This is a genomic window from Bacillus sp. AR4-2 (genome assembly GCF_008274865.1).
Lineage (GTDB): Bacteria > Bacillota > Bacilli > Bacillales > Bacillaceae_G > Bacillus_A > Bacillus_A cereus.
In genome coordinates this window covers 3009244-3035454 of the sequence record NZ_CP031062.1, presented here as the reverse complement: position 1 = coordinate 3035454, position 26211 = coordinate 3009244, and the positions used below count along the sequence as shown (strand labels likewise).

Sequence of the window (26211 nt, the reverse complement as noted above, 5' to 3'; positions counted from 1 at the left end):
ATACATCGATATTTTCCACACATTATCAATGTTTGTAATGTAGTTAGCCTTTTGGGTCAGCGATAAAATCAGATATTATTTTTTCGATATCGAAAGGAGTAATCCCTTTATTCAAAGAGAAAATAGTTTCTGCTTCTTCGATGTCTTGAACGAGTTCACCTCTAGCTTCAATATGTAATCGGAACAAGTCATATAAATTCGGTTTAACTAAATTAGTTAAAGACTTCCCAACTAGTATCATACCTTTTTGATTAGCCTCGATGGTATTATCATAAGTTAGATCTCTTGTAAGAGATAAATCTGTCCAAATCAATTTTCGTTCCTTTAAGTCTAAAATAACTGGAATAGAGATTTGGGTGTCGGCAGTAATATCCACTTTATCTTGAACAGTAGAAGGTTCAAATATTTCACCTGAACCAGGATATTGACGAACCATCCAACCAGTAAAGCATTCTGGTAAATCTTTATATGGTTGGTCTGTGTAAGAAAGCAAAGTCATGACTACATAGCGTCCACCATATTTCAGCACAGACGGAATATCGAAATCAATGAATTCAGATGCCCCCTTTGGTGCAGAAGTAATATCTCCGCTATGGTAGGCTTTGAAATTTTTTGAACGTAAGTTCGTGAAGGAGACATGTTCTTTGTATTGCCAATCTTCGTCGTACATTGCAGCAGACAAATCAATGTCAACGCGTCCTGTATGTTGTCCATTCACATAGCCTTCTTTCCACCATAGGAAAAAACGAATCGTATCTCCTTCTGGCAAATCTACTTTACTCCCTCGAGATAATGTGCGAAGCGATTTGCTGGCTGAACGTTGAGAGAAGGGAACTAAGTGATTTTTTAACTGTTCATCCAAAAATACTTTTCCGAGACTTGGAAGTTCTGCGAAGCGATTTTTTAAAGTATCTTCACACATTTTTACAATCATTAAACAAATATCCTCTGAGATAAATGGAAGTGTATTTTCAATACCTATAGCTTTTGCTACATTTCCCTTTGGAAAAAATGTACGAAATTCATTTTTATCATTTCGATGCTTAAAATGAGCCGTGAGTTGAAGTAATACAGGAGTAGAAACGTTTCCTATTATACTTAGAAAATCTTCGAGAATATTGAAAACATCTGTTGACTTATTACTACATAAACGGATTAAATGATCCAAACGTCTGGCAAATTCCCCCGGGCGAGTTTTTAAAAGATTTTTTGCTGTCATGATATCACGATTCAACAAAGCTGCTTCTATTTTTCCATTAAATGTTTCAACTTTAATGTTGTTGCGAAGCATCTCAAATGCTCGGTTGGTTTTTGGGAAACGAGTATGATATTCTGCTGGATGAAGAATTTCACCTAAACGAATCCAACGTTTTTTGTATCGAATCATATCTTCGGTAATGTTTCCGCATTGCTCTAACAATCCTAAAAGGAAGCGTCTTTCGGCTCGGTTAAACTTCTTGAATCGAACGGAGGATGCTAAACTCACATCACCTTCAGATAAAGCAACTGCAAGGCGAAGAACATCAGTTGCCGTTTTAAAATACTTTGCAGCAGCATCGGCTGATATTTTTCTGTTTATTAATAAAACCCCAATTATAAAAGACATATTTTCCTTATGAGGAATTACATTAGGTAGAAAACAGGAAACATCTTCAGTGTGTGTAATAGCCCATTCTACATCTGTCTTATCAGTTGAGGAAATAGAGCTGTTTGCACGAATCAATTGAGAAATCATTTGATTGAAATCTTCTTCACTTCCTAAGTCAATAACTTTCAAATCAACGCTATCTAAAAGAGGAAGTCGTTCTTCAACTTTTGATATAGGCAGGCGCAACGTCACATAATGAATAACGGCATTGATGTATAAATCAGCGTCACTTAAATCCATCATTTGTTGCGGAAAGTTTGGATACATAGGAGTAAACTGAATATGTGCACCAACCATTTCTTTTAAATGTTTTACCAACTCTTTGTAAAACGATGTGAATGCATCAACCGAAAGTGTTTGCAACTCTTCTATTAAAGGCTCAGAAAAAGTAAATCCTAAACTTTCCAAGTTTTTTAAAACAGTGGCTAAATACATGTTCGGTAGTTTATTTTCTTCTCTTTTTATAATTACTTTCAAACTTCTTCTTATATAAATAGAATTTTTCATGAGAACGCCGATTATTCACTCCTTATAAAAGAGGGGAATAGTCCGACTGTCCTCCTTTCAGTGGTAGATTTTTATTTTTATATGTATAAACACACTAATTGTAGAAAAATGCACAGAGGGTATAAAGCTATTTTTTAGTGAAAAATTAGGGGTATAACATTTAGTTGTTAAGTGGTAATTTGTTAATTAAGAAAAGAAAACCTCTACATCAATGGTTGATAAACTAAAGTTTATTCAATCCCAAAGAAGAAAGAGGTTTTATAGTTTAATTATTTTCATAGGAAATTGACAACTCTAAAACAATTTGAAATTTCTACAAAGAAGGAAGAATTGTCATAGCCTATGTGTTTAGCAGGAAAGTAACATCCCTATTTCGCCAAAGAAGTTAGAAGGAAGGAACGTCATAGCCTGCTTTATTAGTATATTCTCTTGCGAAGAGCAATTCAAGTATACTGTCTGATTTTTTATATTTTTCTTAAAGGGGAATTGTCATGTTTATCAATTAAATATGTTGAAGTATCCAAATATGAATACAAGCTGTTATTCATGAGAATTTAGTTCGTTTGTAGCGTTTTGGGAGCAACTTATTCTGTTAGATTAATAGATATAAGGAAGCAACACTTTTGAATGATTTATTACTTGTAAGTGACTGTTCAATGCATCGTACTATTAAAAAATCTAAATTTAATCATTAAATTGCGATAAAATGTGGTCGGAAATAATGAAATTTTAGGAAAAATAAGGTACACTAGTTTATGATTTTAGTTGAAAATCGTTTGACGTTAATGCATACGGGGGAAAGATTGATGAACAACAATACAACAAATGAATCAGTTGAAGAAATTGATCAAAAACGAGTAAGATCAAAAAAACGTTATACAAATTGGAAGTTTATCGCAGTGGGTATTGGTGTAATTGCACTTCTTATTGGGGGAATGAGTTATTATCAGGCAACTCACTTCAATTCGAATGTTACAATTAATGACACAAAAGTTGGTGGTCTGAGCGCTGATCAGGCAATACAGAAATTAAAGGCATCTGGACTAGCAAACAAAGTCTATGTTGATCAACAACAAATTTTAGATGAAAAAGATACAAAAACGGAACTTACGGAAAAAGATTTGCCTCAAGTTAAGAAACTATTAAAAAGTCAGTGGACATTTTTCCCTTCCTCAAAGGGAGAAAATTATTCATTGCTACCAGAGAAGGCAGATCAGTATCGTAGTGAAACGATGAAAAAACTTGTAGAAGAAACGCTCATCTCTATGAATGAAAAATTAAAAGCGCCTCAAGATGCTATGGCGAAGCTAGAACAAGGGAAAATTGTTATTTCAAAAAGTGTGGAAGGGAAACAGTATGATGTTACTAGTCTACTGAAAGATTATGATAAGCAAAAATATAAAAGCGAAATTCATCTGAAGTCTGCATACATAAAACCTATTAAAGAAGACGATCCGATTGTCAAAAAAGAGGAGAAAGCACTACAGAATCTTCTTGGGCAGTCTGTTGAGTATAAAGTGCAGGATGAAGTTTATCCTTTAAAAGCGAAAGATTTAATTCAAAATGCCTCTATGTCAAAGGATATGAAAGTTACAATTGATGCGAGTGATATTAAGAAGAAAATTACTGAAATTAATAATGCCAAATCAACATTAAATAAAGATTTCTCATTTAAAACGCATTCCGGTTCAGTCATATCAGTAAAAGGACAAGGATACGGCTGGGCACTAGATGTTGAAAAAGAAACTAAACAAGTTCAACAAGCCTTTGAGAAAGGCGAAAAGTCGCTTTCTGCTTCTAATATTCACGGAAATGGTTGGGAGAAGGAAGGTATCGGTTATAAAACAACATCGAATAATGGCATCGGAGACACTTATGCAGAAGTTTCAATTGCAGAGCAACAAATTTGGATTTACAAAGATGGAAAATTAGTTGTTACAACAAATGTAGTAACTGGTAAACATAGTACTGGTGAAGATACATCACCAGGTGTGTGGTACGTCCTCTATAAACGAACACCATATACGCTAAGAGGTAACGCAGTAGGAAAAGCTGATTATGCGGTTAAAGTAGATTACTGGGTTCCATTCACAAATAGTGGTCAAGGATTCCACGATGCCGGCTGGCGAAAAGACTGGGGAAATAATGCTTATTTAACAGGAGGATCAGGTGGATGTGTGAACCTTCTTCCTAATGTTGCAAAAACTGTATATGATAGTTTGAACACGTATGATCCAGTTATCGTGTATTAAAAAATAGCTACGTATCAAGAAATAAACAAAACAGGAAATCTTACCTGATGGTATATGAAAAAACACCTCTTGCATTCGCATACTAAGTGTGCAAATGTAATGGAGGTGTTTTTGTTTGAATACAAAAGTGTATTGTTAATAAGAAACAAAGTAGGAAGAGATTAAGAATAAGTATTCAAATAGTCAATAAAATTGACAATGAATATCATTTTCACTTAATATAGAATCGTTGCATTTAATTAGACATGAATTTTTTGTTAATATAATAGAGTTCTATTAAGTTGTCACATTTAAGAACTATAATTAAATCTTTTAAGAATTTAAACGTAGGAAAGGGTAATATAAAATGAACTGGAAAAAAGGCGGATTATGGGTTATTATTTTTTTCGTTGTAAAAGGCACGATTTCTACACTTTTAATCGTTACAGGTGCTAAATATTTTGATTTATCATTTATGCAACTTATCTTATTAATTCTGACCTTATTAGTGATTTCTCTAATAAGCCGAAAATTGCTGTATAGACATAAACAAAACAAAAAGCAAAAAGAGCTAAATATATAGTGGAGCCCCAGAGACCGTTGGATTTCTGGGGTTTTATTTCGATAGTTTTTTCATGTTTATACGTTACTATTTTGAAATGTGGAAAATCTTTATACTTCTACAATCTATATAAATGGCTTAAACTTCACATCTTATGAATTCCTTGAAGCGCTAAACCTAAGCAAAATAATGAACTATCCTATAGAAGAAAGTTGAGGGAGCTAATCGCATATGTTTTATTGAAAGGATGTGATTGAATTATGGAACGGCCGAATTGGGGAATTGGAGGATTAGTATTCGTTGGCTGTATGTTTCTTGGTGGAGGAGTGGGATCTATGTTAGGTAATGCCCAAACTGGATGGCTAATAGGAATGGGCATTGGATTTCTTGGGATGGCTTTAACGAGACTGTTCAGAAAATAATGTAACTGAGATTCTTCTTCTGGTAAATAAGGAAATATGTAAGTAATTCATGGCATAAGAGTTCTATAAATTATAGTTAGAATCTTCTCTTTTGTATCTGTCTTTTCTAAATTTCTCCATACATAGATACGATTCTCAAGTCGGAGGATAGCACCTTAGGGTGTCTTTTTTATGCTTTTTAAAAATGTCTTACCATATAATAGCTGAGTTTTGCTTTCAGTCTCCGATGCCCATTAAACATAAAATGAAAATTCCGCACCATTTAAACTCTGATAACAATTCATACGATCAAGAATAATTGAGTTAATAGCTTTCGGTAGATTGTCATCATTTTTTTATAATACATTAGATTCATTACCGTTTCAGACCTATGTATTCATTCATAACCTAACAGTAAAAGGGGGGATGATTAAAGGTATGGCAGTTAATGAGGAATCAATTTGTCAACAGTTTGCAAGAATTATCGGTGGACAAGAAGGATTCGCCGGTGGGAAATGCGTGGCAACAATAAACAGGGATGAAATACGAGCAACAATCTTGGGAAAACGTTTTAGAGTAACCACTTCTTTTTCATTCGAATCACGAGACAATAAAACTGGACGGGCATTATGCCTAGGCCGAGTAGCACTCTTACAAAAAGAAGTCACTGAATTTGTGGCGACAATTATTAAACAAGGAATAATCGTTTCGTCTATACACAATGAGTGGTTATGTGATGATCCAAATTTGATTTACGTTAATATCGAAGACGTTGATGATCCACTAAATTTTGCAAGAAAAGTGAGAAGAGCATTGTGCAATTAACAATTTTTTTTAGTTAATTGATTGATTACGTTAAATAGAAGATTTCAGCGTGTTGAATGTTATAGTTGTAAAATAGATTTAAGTGGATGGGTTTATAAAATGAAAGAAGGCATTCCGTATTTGGAATGTCTTTTTTATGTTTTTGTTGCTTATGAGGGTGGTTAACTGATTATATGCTGTTTATCTTGCAATAGCAAGAACTGGACGAGGTATCTTTAAAGGTATTTGACTATTTGTAGATACCATATTTTATCAAATGTTATTAGCATATCATAAAACGACAGGGGAGAAATCGCCAGAGAAATACGTCAAATTAGTCATTCCTTCTATAATCTAAGGGGGCGATTTTGTTTTCGAAAAATAATAGGTAAATCATTTGACAATTAAAATAATCTACTTTATTATATGTGCCATAGCATATATATGATGAAACAAATACATTCATTGTGAATGATTGACTGGTATGCTATATCCTTTCATATCTTAATTTATAGAGGTGGTATATGAACTTACATGATTTAATAGGCTATCTTGTTCATCGTACTGATGTGAAAATGACCAATTATTTTACGAAGAAATTAAAGCCGTATGGAGTTACGCCAGAGCAGTGGGGGATTATTAGTGTTCTTTGTAGCCAAAGGAGCACTACTCAAAAAGAGTTGGCGGAAGCTATTGATAAAGATCAAACTACTGTTGTTAGAATGATACAGTCAATGGAGAGAAAAGGGATTGTAAAGAAGGCTTTGAATGACCAAGATAGGCGTTCACATAACCTTTTTTTAACTGAAAAAGGTGACGAGTTAAAGAAAACAATCTTGCCTGTAGTGAAAGACGCTCACCATTTCGTTACGAGTAATTTGAGCGAGGAAGAAATTAAAGTATTACAATCGTTATTAAACAAATTGTATGATACACACTATTAATATTTGTTCCTTATTGATGCTATGCTATTCATAAGGAACAAACTTTGTTTTAGGTATTATATATGCTACAGCATATAATTTCGTTTGGACGAATGGGAAGATAACTTTATTTTGTATCATATCTGATTCAGGTTCACTTTTTTGCCTAGTACCAGTCAAATTTCCGCATTATATATGCTATAGCATGTAATTTTCGGCCCTTTAATATGGAAAAGGGTAATGTAAATGGAAGCGACTTCCATACAGGTAATCTCAGGAAATAGGATAAAGGTAGTGACTATTATCTGAACAATACTGAGTTTTTATCAAATAATAAGAAAGGTGTGATTACTATTTTAATTTTCATCAATATTGTAAAAGTAGTGTTGTTTCTGTTCTTTTTAATGACAGGAACGAAAATTATATCCGGGAAAATGGCAGATGAGTTCAAACGATTTGGTTTACCTTCGTTTTTTAATTTCTTAACTGGAGCTTTTGAGATTGTAGGAGCGATTGGAATGTTGATAGGAATTTGGATTTCAACAGTAGCTTTATGGGCAGGATTGTTATTAGGCGGTACGATGCTTGCAGCTGCATTAACGCTAATTGTATTAGCGAGAGATCCCTTTAAGAAAGCGATACCTGCACTTGTTTTGTTTGTCCTTAGTTTAGGGATAAGTTTGTATCACATTTTTTAAAAATAACCGAAAACTATTAAATTTTCACTTTATGCGTTCAAGTTACTATCATTATGTGATTATTTTACAAATAGGGGGATTCTCAAATTAGTGCTTGAATAATAATAGCAATACGAATTTAGACATTACGATCATTCGGATCATAATCAGTAAAAGAATGGCAAGAATTTTATATTAAAAATAGGAGTGAGTGAAAATGGCATATTTATTACAAGTTGATTTTCCGTTTGAGGGTCCTTTTGGTGAAGAAATGGAAAAAGGATTTTGGGATTTAGCAAATAGTATTAACGAAGAAGAAGGATTCCACTGGAAAATATGGACTGAGAATAAAGAAACAAAAGAAGCTGGAGGCATTTATGTATTTGAAGAAAAACAAGATGCTGAAAAATACGCGGAAATGCACAAGAGCAGACTTGAAGCAGCTGGTGTAAAAGATATTAGAGTGAAAATTTTTAACATCAATGAAAAGTTAACTAAGTTGAATCGTGGGTATATTAAATAATTTCGAAAGTCGGAGCAAGCGTAAAAAGGAGGGGGATAATCCCCTTCTTTTTTTAATTCTTAAATTGATGGTGAGGGGACTCTTACAAAAAAATCTTTGCAAAATTTGTGAAAGAAAAAGAGAGATAAAGGTATTTTAACCTTATCTCTCTTTTTCTATATTCATTTATTTTCAGGTAAGGAGTTGATTAGTTATTACTATTTATAAGAACGTGAAGAAGTGTTGATGCCAGTTGGAACTGTTGTAAAGGTTGAGGGGGGCATCCAAGGAAATAGCAGAGATGTGTATGATGATTTGGCGCAGGGGTATGAATCCATCTTCTATGAAATTGTGGGATTATATAAGCATTTATTATCCTGGAGATTTTAAAATAAAATTTACCTAATTATAGAAGTGATTTGAACGTAAGGAAATTGTAAGAAATGCATAAGAAAAAAGAAATTTTTATTATGTAGGATACAAATATAGAGAAGCACAAAAGAGGGAGGATAAATAGGGTTTATTTATACGAAAACCAAACTAGTAACAAGCGCATTCTAAATAAAAAAATCATTTATGGTACTAACATACATGTGAAAAAGAGAGGTTTTACCGTTTATTACAACAGTAGGGATAAAGCCAGAATAGTAGTTTATGTGATGTTTGTAATTGAACAAATAAAAGATGAAATTAATCATTTATCTAAGGAGGCATTTTTTTATGGAAAATAAATTATCTGGGGTGTTAGCCGCTACTTTGGCCCTAACGATGAGCTTGCCAACAGGAGCGATAGCGTCTTCTAGCAGTAAGGCTCCGGTTGTATCTAGCCAAGAAGTTGCTAGTAAAGATTTGGAGAAGATTGCTGCAGAGAACGCTGAACTACTCACGAAGTCCTATGAGACGACTAGCGTGCAGTATGCGCTGATTGATAATGGTAAACTTATTTTGTCGGGGCAGACAGGCAAGAACGACATAGAAGGGAAAGAACCATTAACTAAAGATACTCTATACGGAATTGGTTCAACCAGTAAAGTATATACAGCAGCGGCTGTTATGAAACTAGTAGACGAAGGAAAAGTTGATTTGGATGCTCCTGTTACTGGCTATATTCCTGAGTTCAAAATGAAAGATAAACGATATAAACGCATTACACCGCGTATGCTGTTGAATCACTCCTCAGGTTTGCAAGGTTCGACGTTCAATAATGCATTTTTATTTAAAGATAATGATGCTTATGCCCATGATATCTTGTTGCAACAATTGTCCAACCAAAACTTGAAGGCAGACCCTGGCGCGTTTTCAGTATACTGTAATGACGGTTTTACGCTGGCTGAGATCTTGGTAGAAAGAGTCAGCGGTATGAGTTTTACTGAATTTCTACATCAAAAGTTTACAGAGCCATTAAAACTGAATCAAACGATAACATCGCAAGACAAATGGGAAGACGAAAAGCGGGCTGGACAGTATTCTCCGACATACCAGGGACAGCTTCCAAGTGAAATGGTAAATGTGATTGGTACGGGAGGAATCTCCTCTACTGCAGAAGATGTGGTGCGATTCTCACAAATATTTATGGGACAGGGAAAAGAAATTCTCTCTAATAAAGCAATCAAGGCGATGGAACAAGAAGAATATAAAAAAGGAATGTGGCCAGGAGATAGCGGAAATATGTTCAACTATGGTCTTGGCTGGGATAGTGTGAAACTATACCCATTCAGTGAATATGGGATAAAAGCGTTGACTAAGGGTGGGGATACGATGCTGCAACATGCTACATTGGTCGTGCTTCCAGAACAGAAGATGGCAGCAGCTGTATTGTCCTCCGGTGGGAGCAGCATGACAAATCAACTATTGGCAAATAAATTACTGCTAGCTAGGCTTAAAGAGAAAGGGGCAATTAAGGATATAAAACCAGATAAATCCTTCGGCAAGCCAGTCAAGGCTAAAGTGCCTCAAGATGTGGTAAAAAAAGCAGGATTGTATGGAAATATCCAAAGCCATTTCAAAATAGAGATTACGAAGAAGGGAGAACTGTTTTTACCAACTAAACCGGAAGAAAAATATGTATATACGGCGGATGGAAGCTTTATAAATGAAAAGGGTACTTCCAAGCTTAACTTCGTCACTGAGAAGAATGGAAAAGTTTATTTAAGAGAGAGCACATATGAATTATCACCGGGATTGGGGCAAAATGTGCTGACTCACTATTTAGCTCAGAAATTAGAAAACAATGTGTTACCGAAGAAAACAGCTGCTGCATGGGCGAAGCGCGAGGGCGGCAAGTTCTACCTTGTTAACGAAAAATTTAATTCTATAAATTATCTAGGACAACAAATACCTCTTAACACACAAATTACGATCAAGGATGGCTATTGGGACGGCAAAAAAATTACAGGTCCGAATACGGCGACGCATCAAATTCAGATTCCTGTGATGAATGGGAGGGATACGAAGGAAGCTCATTTCTATACAGAGAATGGTACTGAATATATGGAGATGGCCAGCTTTTTATACGTCAGTGAATCTAACGTAAAATCCCTTGATGCAGGTCAATTATCGAAAGTTACACTGCAAAAAAATGGGCATGCGAAATGGTTTACGATTCCGCAAGAGGTAGCAGGGAAAACGATGAATGTGGAGTTGCCATCAGGAAGTTCATTCGCGGTGTATGATGGGAATGGAGTATGCGTCAATTTTAGCGTTGTTAGTAATAATAACAAAGTGAAACTACCAGAGAACGGAACGGTTGTATTTGCTGGCGCACCGAACTCCGAATTTACAGTCGCATTGAACTAGCTACAACTCGGGATAGACTTCAATAAAACAGTGCGACATGGAAAAGATATTTTATTTGTATCTTAAGTATTACCTTAAATGATATTACACTTAAATTCTTAGCTTAATAGCAATGGGATAGCACCACATGTCTACTAACCTAAGAAAATAAATCAAACCCATGTCCATCAAGCTAGTAAAAATAAATACCCCAAAAATAGTAAAATTGACATTCTCAGAGTAAAAATGTAAAAAATTATTGTTTAGGGGCAGCGTAAAACATTAGTTTGATAGCGATATGGCGCTACTCATAAAAAAAAAGAAATAGGATAGAATATCCTATTTCTTTTTATTGATATAATAAAATGTAAAGAATAAATCCAAAGTAATGATAATAATTAGAAGTAAAAAGTGTATAAGTGCATCAGTTTTTCCGTTTAGTAAAGACTTTACAAAGAAATCCCATTCTGTTTCATGGGGAGGTTCTATCCAATTTCGCTGCAGACCTAACACCATTCCATTTATGAAATAGAAAATGCTTAATAGAATCCTTCCAACAAATAAGGCAGCTGTTTTTATATTCCAATCCTTTATCTTGATTACATAAAGGATTGGGAATAGTATCAGTATCCAAAAAACAATAATAAAGACTGTATTTCCCATTCTCTCCTCCTAACAAAATGATTGTGTTTTTAATCTTGGTAAATTCTTAGGTTGGAGGTATGTTTCATTGTTACTGGTTAAAAACAAGAGCCAGAATTCCGGCTCCTTTTCTATCCCGCAAAATAAAGTTTCACTTTATCTCTCCGTTTCAAAAAACTCAATCCACTCCCCATCAAGGCCAGCGAAGAATATGTAACGTGTTCCATCTGGTAATGTTTCGATTTCTTCTCCTAGTAAGAAGGTTACTGCGTGTTTCTTTAGTCTTTCGATTTCATCCTCTAATGAATCTACCTTAAAGCAAATGTGATGTACTTTTCCCTCTGCCGGAAGAGAAGAGTTATAACCTTCAATGAGTTCGAGTATCGTTTCCTTCGATTCTTCCACACCTAAAAAAGCGAGTTTTAAGTCTGGATTCGGGTGCCCCATACGTTTAAGGAGCTGTAAGCCGACTACTTCTTCATAAAATGAGATAGATGCTTCTAAGTTTGCAACCATAAGTCCTACGTGTTCAATTCTTCTAACTGGCATGTAGATTCCTTCTTTCTGAAAATTATATACAATATATTATTGAAAATTAAGAAAATAAGCAAGATAAAAACCTTACAAATTTTAGCGTGTTGTATGGTATAGTGAGAAAGTATGTTTGGGGAGAAGGAAGGAGATTATACGATGAATACAACTACTCAAACTCCTTCATTATCAGAAACGATGAAAGAGTGGCATTATGCATTAGCATATGAAATTAAACATTGGAAAACGATAGGTGGTAGTAAAATTTCTATCATGAACGGTCGTTTTTTATATACAGATTATGAGAATACAGTGTATGTATTTCAGCTTATTTCGGAAGTAAGCTTACCTGAAGGTTCACCAATTCGAATTGAGTTCGATGGTGAGGAAGCGACAGGAGAAGTATTATCTGTACATGGATTAGAAATAGAACTGAAATTAAATGATTATATACAAGGTGAAATAAGAGAAGCGGTTTTATACAGTGAACCGTGGCAACTTTTAGAGCAACTGCAAGAGCGATTGAAAGAAGCACGTAAAGATAAGCTGAAACGTAATCGTATAAAGCGTCTTGTTGATGGGACGAGCAGTCCGAAACATATTGAGAAGATGAAAAATCCAAAAAATGAACTGGCATATCGCGCGTTTTATAATCCGACAACGTACGTATGGGGACCGCCGGGAACAGGGAAGTCTTACAATTTATCACGTATTATTTCGGCCCATTATCAAAAAGGAAAATCGGTACTTGTGTTGGCTCATAGTAATGCGGCAGTAGACGTATTAATGAGTGAAGTAACGAAGCAAATTGAGAAGAAAAAGAAATGGACGCCTGGTGAAATTGTTCGTTACGGTTATAGTCAACATGAACATATACGAAATCATGAAACGTTACTTGCGTCGAAGTTAGTTGAAACGACGAACGGATCTTGGGGTGAGGAAAGACTCTATTTAGAAGAGACACGCCAAGAGCTTCGTGAAAAAATCTTATCGTATAAAGCAACATCTGCTGATAAGAAGCGTATACAAGAGATTGAAAGTGATCTTCGAAAGCAAAAGGCTAAAATTAAAGAAGTAGAAAAAGAATATATTGAAAATGCGAAAGTAATCGGAGCAACTTTATCGAAATGTGCCATTGATTCACTTATTTATGAGCGTACATTTGATTTAGTTGTTGTAGATGAAGTAAGTATGGCATATGTTCCGCAAATTGCATTAGCTGCTTCACTTGGAAAACGTATCGTCGTTTGCGGTGACTTTTTACAGTTACCTCCAATTGCGATGGCAAATCATGAACTTGTTCGCAAATGGCTTGGGGAAGATATGTTTTACCATGCTGGGATTGTTGAGTCTGTTAATAAATCAGAAGCACACCCAAACCTATTTATGTTGCAGGAACAAAGACGTATGCATGCGGATATATCGAAGTTTACGAATTCGTTTATTTATAAAAATAGAGTATACGATCATCCGTCTGTTTCAGAGCGTAAAGAACTTGCACAGTTACAGCCGTTCGCAAATGAGGCGAGCGTTTTATTTGATACGAGCCAAATGGGAGCTTTTTCGTTAAAAGATGCTGCTTCTGGTTCACGTTTTAACATTATGTCTGGTTTAGTAGCAATGCAAATGATGTTAATCGGATTGTTAGATGGTGTGCAATCAATTGGTATTGTGACACCTTACAGGGCGCAGTCACGCTTTTTATCAACGTGTATGAGAGAAATGTTGCAGAGAACGAAATATCAAAACATACCAGTTTTAGCGGCGACAGTTCATAAGTTCCAAGGTTCTGAAAGAGATATGATGATTTTTGATACGGTTGACAGTTATCCGCAAGAACGACCTGGCGTATTATTCTTTGATCACAAAAACCATCGCCTCGTCAATGTAGCAGTGACAAGGGCGAGAGGGAAGTTCATTCAATTATCAGATTGCCATTATATGCGTAAAAACCTTTCGAGAAAACAAGCGTTATCACAATTAACAGCTCATATAGAACGTCACGGAGATGTGTATGATCGCACGACATCAAGACAATTGTGGGAACGAAAAATATCGAAACGTTTACGCTGGTTTATGGAAATGAATCTTGAGGAAACGAAAGGGCTATTAAAAGATATTTTAGCAGCAAAACGAAAAATTATTATTTCACTTCCAAGTACAAAACAAGTGGATAAGCGAGTATGGCAAGCGTTAATGCGTACAAATGCGCAAATAACAGTGTATAGTGACGGACCAGTTCCACTGAAAAATGTAAAGTTACAAAGACAAAATAAAGCATTCCCGTTCCTAGTAATCGATGATGAAATCTTCTGGGCAGGCGCACCGCTTACATCTCAAATGATGTTTGAAGGTAGTACGGAATTTCCGTACGTATGTGCAAGACTGCAAGCACCTGAGACAATTGGTGTATTAAAAGGATTTTTAGATATTCGGTAAATTCGGATAGGAATTCCTTGACTTTTACTTGGAATGAACTTAGAATAAAAAATAATTTAATATAATTTTATGAAAATTCTTATCACGAGAGGTGGAGGGACTGGCCCTATGATACCTCGGCAGCGGATTCGTTATGAATACTGTGCCAATTCCAGCAAGGTAACTTGAAAGATAAGAAAGAAGCTCATTTTGACTGTATATATACAGAAGCCTCTTTCTATCTTTTAGAAAGAGGCTTTTTTACGTGAAAATAAAAGGAGGAAGAAAAATGGGAGCGACAGGAGTAGCGTCACAAAGAAAAACAATTGAAGAGAGTATCGAAAGAAATAAGGAAAAGTACATAGAAACAAGTCATGATATTCATGCGAATCCGGAGATTGGAAACCAAGAGTTTTACGCATCAAGAACGTTAAGTTTATTACTAGGTAGTGCAGGGTTTCAGTTGCAGCACAATATAGCTGGACATGAAACGGGATTTATCGCGCGAAAAAGCTCTGGAAAACAAGGACCGGCAATCGCATTTTTAGCGGAGTACGACGCTTTACCAGGACTCGGTCATGCGTGTGGTCACAATTTAATCGGCACAATTAGTGTTGCAGCAGCAATCGCATTATCAGAAACACTTGAAGAAATTGGCGGAGAAGTTGTCGTGTTTGGTACGCCAGCAGAAGAAGGAGGGCCAAATGGTAGCGCGAAATCAAGTTATGTAAAGGCAGGTTTATTTAAAGACATTGATGCGGCGCTTATGATTCATCCGAGCGGAAAAACAGCGACAACGAGTCCTTCACTAGCAGTCGATCCACTTGATTTTCATTTTTACGGAAAAACAGCTCACGCCGCAGCTTCACCAGAAGAGGGAATTAACGCATTAGATGCGGTGATTCAGCTCTATAACGGTATTAACGCACTTCGCCAACAACTTCCGTCAGACGTGAGAATTCATGGCGTCATTACAGAAGGCGGAAAAGCACCTAACATTATTCCTGACTATGCCGCAGCAAGGTTCTTCATCCGTGCAGCAACGCGAAAAAGATGCGCGGAAGTAACAGAAAAAGTAAGAAACATTGCTGAGGGAGCAGCGTTAGCAACAGGTGCAAAAGTAAAAATCCATCAATTCCAAAATGAAATCGATGAATTACTCGTAACAAAAACATATAACGATATTGTAGCGGAAGAACTAGAACTATTAGGTGAAGATGTAAATCGTAAAGAAAGAGTAGGGATCGGTTCAACCGACGCAGGAAACGTAAGTCAAGTTGTACCGACAATTCATCCGTACATTAAAATCGGACCAGATGATTTAATCGCACATACGAATGAATTTAGAGAAGCAGCACGTTCAGAACTTGGAGATAAAGCATTAATTACATCGGCAAAAGCATTAGCAAATACGGCGTATCGATTAATTACGGAAGAAGGGTTGTTAGAGAAGGTGAAGGAGGAATTTAGAGAGGTGCAGAGGAATCAAGGGTAAGGGGATTAAGGTGCTTTTTTCGAATAGAGATCTAATTCATAAGTAGAGATATAAAAAGAACATTGAAATATCAATGTTCTTTTTTGTTTACTAATCATTAATTTTATTGGCTTTTCTCATAACGAAAAAACTTTTACTGTTAGCCGGGGATAATACGTATCCCTTTATTAGAACGACAATTTCTCCTCAAACTCACTCTTTAAAACAATTAAAGGAGACGATAATCCAAATTGCATTAAAGAGTCTAAAAATGTAGCGAGAGAATCCATCGAATCGCTCATGACCTTCATCATATAATTAAATTCCCCGCTAATTCGGTATAAATCAGTTACTTCAGGAGCGGCATTACAATATTGAATAAAATCAGTACATTGGCTCGTTTTAAACATGATGAATGCTTGAATGTTTTTATTAATTTTTGCAGGCTCAAATTTAGTTCGATAAGCCGCTATAACTCCTTGATCTTCAAGCTTGTTAATACGTTCTTTTACAGCAGGCTGCGTCATGGATATAATTCGTCCTATTTCTGAAACAGAAATTCTCGCATTTTCATACAACAAGTTCATAATTTTATGATCGATTTCATCCAGTTTTACGGCGTTTTGCATTGTGTAGCCTCCTTATTTTTGTTTTATAAAGTAAATTACGAATTATAACTATAATATCATAAGCGAATGGACTAAATTACCTATAAATCTATATTTAAAATGATTGGTGTTTACATGAAAATATAAGTATAGGTTTTTATCAAACGGAAATTTAGGAAGGATGGAAAAAATGAAGAATCTTGATGGGAAAGTAGCGTTAGTAACAGGAGCGAGTCGCGGAATTGGCCGTGCGATTGCGATGAGATTGGCGAAAGATGGAGCATTAGTTGCGATTCACTACGGCCGAAATAAAACAGCTGCAGATGAAACAATTAGTGAGATTGAATCTAATGGAGGAAAAGCGTTCTTAATTGAAGCTGAACTCAATTCAATTGATGGTGTCAAAAAGCTAGTAAAACAGTTAAAGAATGAATTACAAATAAAAGTTGGTACATCAGAGATTGATATTTTAGTAAACAATGCAGGGATAGGTACACAAGGAACGATTGAAAATACGACAGAAGAAGTTTTTGATGAAATTATGTCTGTAAATATTAAAGCACCGTTCTTCTTAATTCAGCAAACATTGCCGTTACTACGAGCAGAGGGGCGTATTATTAACATTTCATCAGCTGAAGTACGACTTGGTTTTACAGGCTCAATTGCATACGGCTTAAGCAAAGGTGCATTAAATACGATGACACTTCCTCTAGCTAAACATCTCGGAGAAAGAGGTATAACAGTGAATACAATTATGCCTGGATATACGAAGACAGATATTAATGCAAAATTGCTAGATGATCCGGAAATACGAAGTTTTGCTACGAATTCATCTGTGTTCGGGCGAATAGGGCAAGTTGAAGATATTGCAGATGCAGTAGCATTCCTTGCTTCTTCTGATAGCCGCTGGGTAACTGGGCAGATTTTAGATGTTTCTGGAGGGTTTTGCTTATAGGGGCACTACTCCATACTCATCAAGCTAATCAAGTAAATTACTAGTTATGAAACGATCCTTGTTTCATAACTAGTAATCTATAGAAAGGTAGGGATGATAAAGAAGTCTATTAAAACGTGATTTTTTCGCTAGGAAATTTGAATAAAGGGGCTATTTTTCATTATTCGTAATCTAAAATAATCAAATTTTATTTTACAGTACAATAAAACAAAATTATTGACCGCATGGTACAAAAAGGGTATTCTATTCATGTTATCTTTAAAATGAGAGGAGGATACGATTGAATAAACGCGGCAGACCTCGAGAGTTTGATTATTCCTCAATTGTAGATGTTGCAATGAAAACATTTTGGATAAGAGGATATGAAGGGTGTTCTACACAAGATTTATGCAGTGATACAGGACTTGGAAAAGGAAGTTTATACAATACTTTCGGTAGTAAACATGAACTGTATAAACAAGTATTAGAACGCTACCATGAAATTGGGATTAGGGAACAAAGGAAATTGTTACATACTCCAATTCCAGTTAAAGAACGATTAAGTAATTTTTTTGAATGGGCATTGAAAGAAGACTTTGAGAATATGGATCAAAAAGGATGTTTATTGATTAATGCCAGTATAGAACGTGCTAAAAACGATTTAATGGTACAAGAAATTTTCTCGAAGCATGTTGAACTTCTTAAACAAGCTATTGAAACAGTGATGGAGGAAGGATTGCAAACAGGTGAAATTTCAAAGAAGCAATCAGCTGAGGAATTAGCTAGTCTGCTTTTAAGCAGTTATTACGGATTCCGTGTTCTTAATGTATCGATGCAAAATCGGATGTTGTCTGAACAAGTTATCAAAGGAACAGTAGAGTCTATTTGTGGCGCTTAGTGCGCTCTTTTTTCGCACTATTTTTGTACCGATCATTACAATAATGAATAAGGAGTGTTTTTATGTCATCGATTATTTATTTATTAGCTTTAGCAATCTTTTGTATGACTACATCAGAATTTATGGTTGCAGGTATGATGAATGAACTTGCTCTTGCATTCCAGGTTCCTGTATCATCTATTGGGTATTTAATTTCAGCTTATGCAGGAGCAATGGTAATAGGAGGCCCCATTTTAACTGCAATCCTCTTACGAATGCGCAGCAAACAAGCATTATTGTTTTTAATGTTCATATTTTTAATTGGTCAATCGCTCGGAGCTATTGCTTGGAACTATGATATTATGATGATTTCACGTATTATAACTGGTATTGCTTCAGCTTCAGCTTTTGGAGTTGCGATTTCCTTTTCTGCGACATTGGTTCACTCTGATTCAAGGGGAAAAGCTGCATCAATTGTACTTGCAGGTTTAATGTTCGCAACTGTATTAGGTTTACCTATAACGACCGTTATTTCGCAATATTTTGGCTGGCGTATTAGTTTTGGGGCTGTTTCTGTTCTTGTGCTAGTATCAGGGATTATGATTCAACGGTTGTTACCATCATCTTCAAATAAAGAGCAATTAAATTGGAAAGATGAACTTCTGCGATTTAAGAATATTCATCTTTGGGCAGCGTACGTAACAAGTATGTTCATTATTGGTGGTACGTTTGCAGCATTTAGTTATTTCACTCCTATCTTTACAAATGTTACAGGGTTTTCAAGTGCAAGTATTCCATATTTACTTGCTCTCTATGGTAGTGCGACGGTAATTGGGAATATAATAATTGGCAAGTTCGCTGATAAATTTACAATGAAAATACTTATGGGTGGATTAATTATATTAATCATAGCGTTGTCTTTATTTGCTTTAAGTGCAGAGAATAAATACATTGCAGTTATTTCTACGATTTTTATTGGTTTAACTGGTGTAGCATTGAATCCAGCTATGGTTGCGAGGGTGATGAAAACAGCTAGTAATGGAATAATGATAAATACCGTTCATAGTTCTTTTATTACGCTAGGTATTGTTATTGGTTCGTCACTAGGTGGTCTTGGGATCAGTAAAGGATATGGTTTTGTATCTCCTCTATGGATTGGAGCTTGTTTAGCTATCCTTGGGGTAATTTCATTATTCCCATATTTACATAAAGGAAAGGCAGATTAAGATGTTTAAAATTTCTTTATTTGAGGTACCGCCATATCACCATCAAGCCAATACTTTCATATATCCCTAAATTAAAAAATTCTTTTTCTACAGATAGCTATTCTGAGAAACCGCTCATTTTTTCGTTTTGGGGGCATTTCTTTTTCTTAAGTTAATGGACATGTATGGTGACCTCTATTAGTCGATAGTGAATGAACAATTTCGGGGGGGCAGTTCAACTTTATTCAAAATAAGATTTTTTTGCAGTAAAATCAATGTTAGTGGAACTTTTTTAAAAATTAACATAAATACTTGCAATGTTTAAATTAGTACTATATAGTTCTAGTTATGACAAAGGTAAAATTAATGAATCAAAAACGTGTGATTGAAGTAGCTGCAACATTATTTTTAGAAAAAGGGTTTGCTTATACAAGTATGGATGAATTAGTACGTGTAAGCAAAGTTTCAAAGTCTAATGTGTATTATCATTTTTCTAATAAGGAAGTATTATTAGAAGGAGTCGTTGATTATTGGATTGAAATGTATCAAACTGCAATTGATGACGTACTTTCTCAGAACCAATTTTTAGTTGAAGATCGTATCCAACTGTTTTTAAAGCAATTATCACAAGGAGTTCAGTCGAGAGAGTATAAGGGGAGCTGTCCATTTATTACTCTGTATATTCAAAGTCCTACACAGGCCACGCAAATAAAAGAAAAAATAGGTCTTTTTTTTACAGGATTACAAGAGAAAGTTTCTCTATTACTTAAACAAGGGGTAGAGAATGGAGAATTCAGAAATACGATTCATATTGATGAGGTTGCATCACTTTTTATTACAAATCTTGAAGGAGCGTTATTTATTTCAGAAACATTGAAAGATGCAACTGTAATCACGAAAACAGCAGATCATTTTTTAAAATTGCTTCGATAAAAGAAGCTTTTTTTTTACATCAAATTAGTACTGATTAGTACTAAAAGGGGGATTTTATATGAGAACAGTATTTTTAACTGGTGGAACAGGCTTTATTGGACAGCAATTAGTGAAAGAATTAGCCAAAGAAGATGTTAAAATTCTTCTTTTAGTAAGGTCGAAAAGTAAAGCAATACGCCTTTTTCAAGAAAGAGGCATCTTAAAAGAGGAAGTTATGCACTTTATTGAAGGTGATTTGACGAAAATAGATTTAGGTCTAAGTGCTGAAGATAAGGAGAGGGTATTGAAAACGGATGTGATTATTCACGCAGGAGGCCCCATGGATATTCAAGCGACAAGTAAAGAGGCAGCTTCCGTATTTTTAAATGGTGCCAAACATATTAGTGAATTAGCTAAAAGTATTCATCAATTGAAGGGCTTGCAACAATTTATTCATGTTGTAGGTTATATGAGTCCCTTTGATGATAAAAATAGCAAGATTGCAATTGATGTGTTTCAAGAAGGAAACAATTATTTGAAAATAAAAAATCCATATGAGAGAACAAAATTTTTAGCAGATCTTTATATCCGTCAGCAGGCATCAGCAGTAGGTTATCCGCTTTCTGTAATTAATCCGCCAACTGTAGTCGGTAGTAGTAAAACAGGGAGTACAGAGCAGATAGCAGGATTAGGTTTGCTTGTGATGAGTATGCGAAGAGGGCTCATGCCAGTGATTCCTGGAGGTAAGGGATATAGGTTACCACTTATTTCAAACGATGAGCTTGCGAAGTTTATTGTGCAGGTTTTCAGATTGGAGCAACCGACTATTCAAACATATACACTTGTTGAAGACAAACAGTACGATCAGAACATTACTGAATTATTAAGTATCATGTCGGAAAGTATGAATATGAGGGAACCCAAAATTTCTGTCCCAATGCCACTTATGAAAGCAATTATGAATAGTGGAGTAAGTAAAATAACAAAAATTCCTTCTGATGGACTGAATTTTATTACAAAACAAAAATTTTCAAATGTTTCAGCGAAAAAAATTATGGGAGGAGATTGGTTTAAGAAGACGAGTGTAATGAAGTTTTTCCCTGCCGTAGTAGCTGATCTGGATTATCGAATGATGTATCAAAATGGCCAGCATAATCATTTATTTAAACGAACATTATGCGATAACACTACCCTTTACCAATTACAAGGAGAGGGTAAACCATTTATTTTATTACATGGTTTATTGAGTGATGGAGAAGATTTATTTCCTTTAGCACAAGAGCTTCATGAAAAAACTGGTCAACCTGTATGGATCTTGGATCTTCCAGGTTTGGGACGTTCTCCTTTTAAACGAGAGAAAAATCTTCTAGCTATCTATTTGAATGTAGTGAAAAAGTTATTGGAGAAAGCTACGAATGGTGCACATCTAATTGGCCATTCATTCGGTGCATTTATTCTTCTGGAAGCATTGGTACAAGAGTACATAGATAAGAAGTATGCAATCACTTTACTTCAGCCACCTGTTGCTAAAAAAAATGCTAAATCGCTAAATGTTCCTCAATTTATGAACAAATGGACATTAAAATTAGCAACTACTAATTTGATAGGGCGTTATTTATTAAGTAATGGTTTGTTTGAAAGTACGGAGAGCATCCCTGAACATTATATTGAAAAAATAAGTAACAGTTTTACTTCTCCTAGAATTTTAAATACTACGGTTCAGCTTAACAGTTTACTACTGAAAAACGATCAAGGTGATTTCAATGAAGTAACAAAGTATAATCTTCACATTATTTGGGGGAATTATGACAGAGTCTATTCTGCTCCATCGCATCTTGGTAAGGTTGATTTTGTTCCATATGGCCATCATTTTCCTCTTAGCCATCCGAGTGAAACGGCAACATTAGTAATAAAAAATAGTAATAGTAGCAGATGAGAGTGTGGGATAAATAAAAAGTGTGTAGTAAGATCGTTGTGTCTTTGAAATAAAATCGTACTGTTTGGGGTCCCGCCCCATCGCTATCAACTTAAGAATTAATTGTTCCCCAAAACGAAAAAAAGAAACATAGAAGCGAAAAAAACCTGTTTTTCTTTTTGATAAATATATTTATTGGAAAATACTTTGAACTTTCGGGTACAGATGCTCCTTCTATCCTATTATAGAAGCTATTTTGAACGTAAGTAATTTGTAAGGAATAGGTAAGAAAAAAGAGATTTTCATTGTGTAGGATAAAAATATAAGGAGGTGTGAAAGGCGGAACAGATATGACTTATATATGAAAAAACAAACCAGTAATAAGAGTGTTTCAAAGAAAAGAAGTAATTTCTGGGGTTAACATACATGTGGAAGAAAAGGGATTTACCGTTTGTTAAGACAGAATAGCCTTTGTAAAAATAATAATTATGAATATGATTACGAATTTAATTCTGACTTTTTTGTCATTGTTGGAGATGATAGCTGTGTGATTAATACGAAACAGCAAGCAACTAACTTTACAATTTAAATAAAGGAGAGGATGCTTTATGAAAACATGCAGTAAAATTACATGTGCAAGTCTATCACTTTTAATAGCTGGAAGTTCCCTGTTATACATAACACCAGCCTCAATTGTAAAAGCAGAACCCACGCAAAATGTATCTAGTTTGTTACAAACAAGTAATCAAAGCGATCGTACTTCCGTTAAGAAAGCAATACGGGATTCACTCCAACTTGGATACCCTGGAATACTCGCTCAAATTTCTAAGGGTGGCAAAAATTGGAGCTATGCCGCCGGGATAGCGGATCTGAGAACCAAGAAGCCGATGAAAACAGATTTTCGCTTTCGCATTGGCAGTACGACGAAGACATTCATTGCAACAGTTCTACTTCAATTGGCTGGAGAGAACCGCTTGAATCTAGATGACTCCATCGAAAAATGGTTGCCTGGCGTCATTCAAGGAAACGGATATGATGCTAACCAGATTACGATTCGGCAGATATTGAATCATACAAGTGGGATTGCTGAATACTTAAAGTCAAAAGACTATGATATTATGGACACAAAAAAATTGTATACGGCTGAAGAATTAGTAAAGATGGGAATTTCTCTTCCACCAGACTTTGCTCCAGGTAAGGGCTGGTCTTATTCAAACACAGGATACGTAATACTGGGTATCCTTATTGAAAAAGTAACTGGAAACAGCTATGCGGAAGAGGTTGAAAATCGGATTGTTGAACCGCTCGAATTGTCGAATACATTCCTACCTGGTAATTCAACTGTTATTCCAGGTACCAATCATGCCCGTGGATATGAAAGATATGACGGAGAAAGTGAGCTAAAAGACGTTACTTATTCATACCCAGGTAGCTCGGATGGAGATATGATTTCTACTGCTGACGATTTAAACAAATTCTTCTCTTACTTACTCAGTGGCAAATTAATGAAGGAACAGCAACTAAAACAAATGCTTACTACAGTTCCTACAGGAATTGCTGAAATCGGCAGATATGGTCTTGGAATCTATGAAACTAAACTTCCAAACGGTGTCTCGATATGGGGACACGCAGGTGCCTCTCCAGGGTTTTCTACTTTTGCTGGAGGCACACTTGGAGGCAAGCATACATTGGCCATCAATTTGAATGGCCATAAAACTAGTTATAGTCCTTCTGATCCTTTTAAAAATATTTTACTTGCTGAATTTAGCAAGTAGGTAAAAAGGAAAAACAGATAAACCTTCCCATAGTTTTTATAGTTAGAAATATATATTTCTGGTTCGAAAAACTTATTCTAAAAAATTTTTGGGGATTTTGGAATTACGGGGGCAAGCCAATGTTATTAAGCTAATAAAACAAAATACTCCCTAAAATAAAAAAATACGCTATTCTTTCTGTAGAATCAGAGAAAAGGATGGCGTATTTTTAAACTTGGGGTTAAAGAAAGTTCTTAACTTGATGGACATGTGGCGGTACCCCATCACCATCAAGTTAAAATTTTATAATGCTCTAAAACGAAAAATTTGAGTCTTTTATAGCAATGAAGTTCATTTTATCGTTTTGGGGCAACCTGATCTGGTGGTACGCCTTATAGATATTTTTACGTTTTTAATTTTTGTATTGACCTTAAAGTTACTTTAAGGTTTATGCTAAAGACAATTACATAAAAAAGCTTTTTTTATGTCTATATATAATTAATCATAAGGTGAGGAAAGTCATATGGGTATATACAATAGGAGAAATTTGGCTTTAGTTTTAGCATTATTTAATGTATTTATTGTATTTTTAGGAATTGGTCTTGTAGTTCCTGTAATGCCATCTTATATGAGGGCATTACATTTAGGCACTGACACTATGGGATATTTAATTGCTATGTTTGCATTTTTTCAACTATTAACATCTCCTATTTCCGGAATATGGGTAGATATATTTGGTCGAAAAAAAATGATTATAGCAGGGTTAATTCTATTTTCCTTTTCTGAATTTTTATTTGGAGTTGGAAATCAAATATGGGTATTATTTCTTTCTAGAGCACTAGGAGGCGTTAGTGCTGCATGTATGATGCCGGCAGTCACTGCTTTTATAGCTGATACAACATCATTAGAAAACAGAGCAAAAGCATTAGGGTATTTATCGGCAGCTATTAGTACAGGATTCATTATTGGACCTGGTATTGGTGGTTTTATATCTGATTTTGGCATACGTGCACCGTTCTTTTTTGCAGCAGTAATTTCTGGTATCGCTGCGTGTTTTTCAGTATTCATTTTGAAAGAACCTGTATCTAAAGAACAACGAATTAAAATGCAAGATAACAAAATACAAGTTAGTTTTTTAAAAGAAATGAAACAATCTTTTCACCCTTTATATTTTATCCCACTATTACTTGTTTTTATTTTAGGATGTGGTTTATCAGCTTATGAACATATGTTTAGCTTTGTTGTTGATAAAAAGTTTGGTTTTACACCTAAAGATATATCAATAATTATTTCAGTAAGCGCCATATTAGGAGTAATAGCACAAATCATGTTCTTTGAAAAATTAGTAAAAAAATTTGGTGAGAAAGGAATCATTAAATATAGCTTATTCATAGCCGCTATAATTATAGTTGTATCTACATTTGTCGGTAATTATTGGATGGTCGCGATTTTAACGTTTATCATCTTTTTGGCATTTGATTTACTTCGACCAGCAATTACAACATTACTTTCTAAAATAGCTGGAGAAAATCAAGGATTTATCGGAGGGATGAATTCTACTTATACAAGTCTCGGGAATATAATTGGGCCAGCAACGGGAGGCATTTTACTTAATGTAAATGTTAATCTACCATATATCTTTGCAGGATTAATTCTTACTATTGGATTTGGCATAACTGTATACTGGTCCAAATATATAACAAAAAACAACAGAGATACATTTCCAATGCAATCCTGATCTTATTGACAGGTTTCTATTTAAACCGAAACCAGAAAGCTTACGTTTTTGTTTAATAAATCCCTTAAGTTGATGGGCATGGGGTACCGCCAACGAGAAGCGAATTTTGCACGCTAAGCAAAACAATAAGCTGTCCACATGGACAGCTTATTTACATTATTCTCGTTATTGGA

At 35.1% G+C, this 26211-nt stretch carries 21 protein-coding genes and 1 riboswitch; of the genes, 17 read left to right on the top strand and 4 right to left on the bottom strand.

Going from position 1 to position 26211, the window contains the following annotated elements; translation table 11 throughout:
• Positions 1 to 43: 43 nt before the first annotated feature.
• Positions 44 to 2155, bottom strand: a complete 2112-nt coding sequence (locus DN399_RS15645) for a TerD family protein (RefSeq protein WP_149149784.1) — start codon at positions 2153 to 2155, stop codon at positions 44 to 46.
• An 806-nt stretch (positions 2156 to 2961) separates the two neighbouring features.
• Here DN399_RS15645 and DN399_RS15640 point away from each other — a divergent pair.
• The 8 genes from DN399_RS15640 to DN399_RS15610 all read left to right on the top strand — a co-directional run bounded on the left by DN399_RS15640 (position 2962) and on the right by DN399_RS15610 (position 11051).
• The gene (locus DN399_RS15640) at positions 2962 to 4407 is read left to right on the top strand and encodes a L,D-transpeptidase family protein (protein ID WP_006922761.1); all 1446 of its coding nucleotides are present in this window, start codon (positions 2962 to 2964) and stop codon (positions 4405 to 4407) included.
• Positions 4408 to 4753: 346 nt separating this feature from the next.
• Positions 4754 to 4969 (top strand): hypothetical protein, encoded by a 216-nt coding sequence (locus DN399_RS15635; RefSeq protein WP_001104104.1) that lies wholly within the window; start codon positions 4754 to 4756, stop codon positions 4967 to 4969.
• Positions 4970 to 5208: 239 nt separating this feature from the next.
• Positions 5209 to 5370 carry a hypothetical protein gene (locus DN399_RS28120; RefSeq protein WP_000441009.1) on the top strand — a complete coding sequence of 54 codons (162 nt, stop codon included), beginning with the start codon at positions 5209 to 5211 and terminating at the stop codon, positions 5368 to 5370.
• 417 nt (positions 5371 to 5787) lie between these two features.
• Entirely contained in the window at positions 5788 to 6174 is a 387-nt protein-coding gene (locus DN399_RS15630; RefSeq protein WP_002204749.1) for a DUF1259 domain-containing protein, read from the top strand.
• Between the two features lie 503 nt (positions 6175 to 6677).
• A complete protein-coding gene (locus DN399_RS15625; protein WP_001048563.1) occupies positions 6678 to 7097 on the top strand; it encodes a MarR family winged helix-turn-helix transcriptional regulator in 420 nt (139 codons plus the stop codon).
• A gap of 326 nt (positions 7098 to 7423) precedes the next feature.
• Positions 7424 to 7774 carry a DoxX family protein gene (locus tag DN399_RS15620; protein WP_033685496.1) on the top strand — a complete coding sequence of 117 codons (351 nt, stop codon included), beginning with the start codon at positions 7424 to 7426 and terminating at the stop codon, positions 7772 to 7774.
• Positions 7775 to 7970: 196 nt separating this feature from the next.
• Positions 7971 to 8276 carry a monooxygenase gene (locus DN399_RS15615; protein WP_006922748.1) on the top strand — a complete coding sequence of 102 codons (306 nt, stop codon included), beginning with the start codon at positions 7971 to 7973 and terminating at the stop codon, positions 8274 to 8276.
• 699 nt (positions 8277 to 8975) lie between these two features.
• The gene (locus tag DN399_RS15610) at positions 8976 to 11051 is read left to right on the top strand and encodes a serine hydrolase domain-containing protein (protein WP_049108421.1); all 2076 of its coding nucleotides are present in this window, start codon (positions 8976 to 8978) and stop codon (positions 11049 to 11051) included.
• Positions 11052 to 11369: 318 nt separating this feature from the next.
• On the opposite strand, the gene DN399_RS15605 is transcribed toward DN399_RS15610, so the two are convergent.
• Positions 11370 to 11693 carry a hypothetical protein gene (locus tag DN399_RS15605; protein WP_016122820.1) on the bottom strand — a complete coding sequence of 108 codons (324 nt, stop codon included), beginning with the start codon at positions 11691 to 11693 and terminating at the stop codon, positions 11370 to 11372.
• A 135-nt stretch (positions 11694 to 11828) separates the two neighbouring features.
• A complete protein-coding gene (locus DN399_RS15600) occupies positions 11829 to 12221 on the bottom strand; it encodes a VOC family protein (RefSeq protein ID WP_113303066.1) in 393 nt (130 codons plus the stop codon).
• A 111-nt stretch (positions 12222 to 12332) separates the two neighbouring features.
• Here DN399_RS15600 and DN399_RS15595 point away from each other — a divergent pair, with 111 nt between their 5' ends.
• The gene (locus tag DN399_RS15595) at positions 12333 to 14642 is read left to right on the top strand and encodes an AAA domain-containing protein (RefSeq protein WP_149149783.1); all 2310 of its coding nucleotides are present in this window, start codon (positions 12333 to 12335) and stop codon (positions 14640 to 14642) included.
• A gap of 76 nt (positions 14643 to 14718) precedes the next feature.
• A riboswitch (SAM riboswitch) is annotated at positions 14719 to 14820 on the top strand.
• A 90-nt stretch (positions 14821 to 14910) separates the two neighbouring features.
• The gene (locus tag DN399_RS15590; protein WP_149149782.1) at positions 14911 to 16116 is read left to right on the top strand and encodes a M20 family metallopeptidase; all 1206 of its coding nucleotides are present in this window, start codon (positions 14911 to 14913) and stop codon (positions 16114 to 16116) included.
• Between the two features lie 167 nt (positions 16117 to 16283).
• Here DN399_RS15590 and DN399_RS15585 read toward each other — a convergent pair whose 3' ends face one another.
• Positions 16284 to 16724 (bottom strand): Lrp/AsnC family transcriptional regulator, encoded by a 441-nt coding sequence (locus tag DN399_RS15585; protein WP_006918188.1) that lies wholly within the window; start codon positions 16722 to 16724, stop codon positions 16284 to 16286.
• A 169-nt stretch (positions 16725 to 16893) separates the two neighbouring features.
• Between DN399_RS15585 and DN399_RS15580 the strand changes: the two genes are divergently transcribed.
• The 7 genes from DN399_RS15580 to DN399_RS15545 all read left to right on the top strand — a co-directional run bounded on the left by DN399_RS15580 (position 16894) and on the right by DN399_RS15545 (position 26038).
• Positions 16894 to 17658 (top strand): SDR family oxidoreductase, encoded by a 765-nt coding sequence (locus DN399_RS15580; protein WP_135277768.1) that lies wholly within the window; start codon positions 16894 to 16896, stop codon positions 17656 to 17658.
• A 280-nt stretch (positions 17659 to 17938) separates the two neighbouring features.
• Positions 17939 to 18535 carry a TetR/AcrR family transcriptional regulator gene (locus tag DN399_RS15575; RefSeq protein WP_006918184.1) on the top strand — a complete coding sequence of 199 codons (597 nt, stop codon included), beginning with the start codon at positions 17939 to 17941 and terminating at the stop codon, positions 18533 to 18535.
• A 62-nt stretch (positions 18536 to 18597) separates the two neighbouring features.
• Positions 18598 to 19740, top strand: a complete 1143-nt coding sequence (locus DN399_RS15570) for an MFS transporter (protein WP_006918182.1) — start codon at positions 18598 to 18600, stop codon at positions 19738 to 19740.
• A 345-nt stretch (positions 19741 to 20085) separates the two neighbouring features.
• Complete coding sequence (locus DN399_RS15565; RefSeq protein WP_001072327.1) at positions 20086 to 20652, top strand: TetR/AcrR family transcriptional regulator; 567 nt, start codon at positions 20086 to 20088, stop codon at positions 20650 to 20652.
• A gap of 58 nt (positions 20653 to 20710) precedes the next feature.
• Positions 20711 to 22567, top strand: coding sequence for an alpha/beta fold hydrolase (locus tag DN399_RS15560; protein WP_149149781.1), 1857 nt, complete (start codon positions 20711 to 20713; stop codon positions 22565 to 22567).
• A 587-nt stretch (positions 22568 to 23154) separates the two neighbouring features.
• A complete protein-coding gene (locus DN399_RS15550; RefSeq protein ID WP_149149780.1) occupies positions 23155 to 24321 on the top strand; it encodes a serine hydrolase domain-containing protein in 1167 nt (388 codons plus the stop codon).
• 502 nt (positions 24322 to 24823) lie between these two features.
• The gene (locus DN399_RS15545) at positions 24824 to 26038 is read left to right on the top strand and encodes an MFS transporter (protein ID WP_149149779.1); all 1215 of its coding nucleotides are present in this window, start codon (positions 24824 to 24826) and stop codon (positions 26036 to 26038) included.
• Positions 26039 to 26211 lie beyond the last annotated feature (173 nt).

Coding starts and splice junctions, on each gene's coding strand:
- DN399_RS15645 (WP_149149784.1), bottom strand. CDS start 2,155: ATGAAAAATTCTATTTATATAAGAAGAAGTTTGAAAGTAATTATAAAA.
- DN399_RS15640 (WP_006922761.1), top strand. CDS start 2,962: ATGAACAACAATACAACAAATGAATCAGTTGAAGAAATTGATCAAAAA.
- DN399_RS15635 (WP_001104104.1), top strand. CDS start 4,754: ATGAACTGGAAAAAAGGCGGATTATGGGTTATTATTTTTTTCGTTGTA.
- DN399_RS28120 (WP_000441009.1), top strand. CDS start 5,209: ATGGAACGGCCGAATTGGGGAATTGGAGGATTAGTATTCGTTGGCTGT.
- DN399_RS15630 (WP_002204749.1), top strand. CDS start 5,788: ATGGCAGTTAATGAGGAATCAATTTGTCAACAGTTTGCAAGAATTATC.
- DN399_RS15625 (WP_001048563.1), top strand. CDS start 6,678: ATGAACTTACATGATTTAATAGGCTATCTTGTTCATCGTACTGATGTG.
- DN399_RS15615 (WP_006922748.1), top strand. CDS start 7,971: ATGGCATATTTATTACAAGTTGATTTTCCGTTTGAGGGTCCTTTTGGT.
- DN399_RS15610 (WP_049108421.1), top strand. CDS start 8,976: ATGGAAAATAAATTATCTGGGGTGTTAGCCGCTACTTTGGCCCTAACG.
- DN399_RS15605 (WP_016122820.1), bottom strand. CDS start 11,693: ATGGGAAATACAGTCTTTATTATTGTTTTTTGGATACTGATACTATTC.
- DN399_RS15600 (WP_113303066.1), bottom strand. CDS start 12,221: ATGCCAGTTAGAAGAATTGAACACGTAGGACTTATGGTTGCAAACTTA.
- DN399_RS15595 (WP_149149783.1), top strand. CDS start 12,333: ATGTTTGGGGAGAAGGAAGGAGATTATACGATGAATACAACTACTCAA.
- DN399_RS15590 (WP_149149782.1), top strand. CDS start 14,911: ATGGGAGCGACAGGAGTAGCGTCACAAAGAAAAACAATTGAAGAGAGT.
- DN399_RS15585 (WP_006918188.1), bottom strand. CDS start 16,724: ATGCAAAACGCCGTAAAACTGGATGAAATCGATCATAAAATTATGAAC.
- DN399_RS15580 (WP_135277768.1), top strand. CDS start 16,894: ATGAAGAATCTTGATGGGAAAGTAGCGTTAGTAACAGGAGCGAGTCGC.
- DN399_RS15570 (WP_006918182.1), top strand. CDS start 18,598: ATGTCATCGATTATTTATTTATTAGCTTTAGCAATCTTTTGTATGACT.
- DN399_RS15565 (WP_001072327.1), top strand. CDS start 20,086: ATGAATCAAAAACGTGTGATTGAAGTAGCTGCAACATTATTTTTAGAA.
- DN399_RS15560 (WP_149149781.1), top strand. CDS start 20,711: ATGAGAACAGTATTTTTAACTGGTGGAACAGGCTTTATTGGACAGCAA.
- DN399_RS15550 (WP_149149780.1), top strand. CDS start 23,155: ATGAAAACATGCAGTAAAATTACATGTGCAAGTCTATCACTTTTAATA.
- DN399_RS15545 (WP_149149779.1), top strand. CDS start 24,824: ATGGGTATATACAATAGGAGAAATTTGGCTTTAGTTTTAGCATTATTT.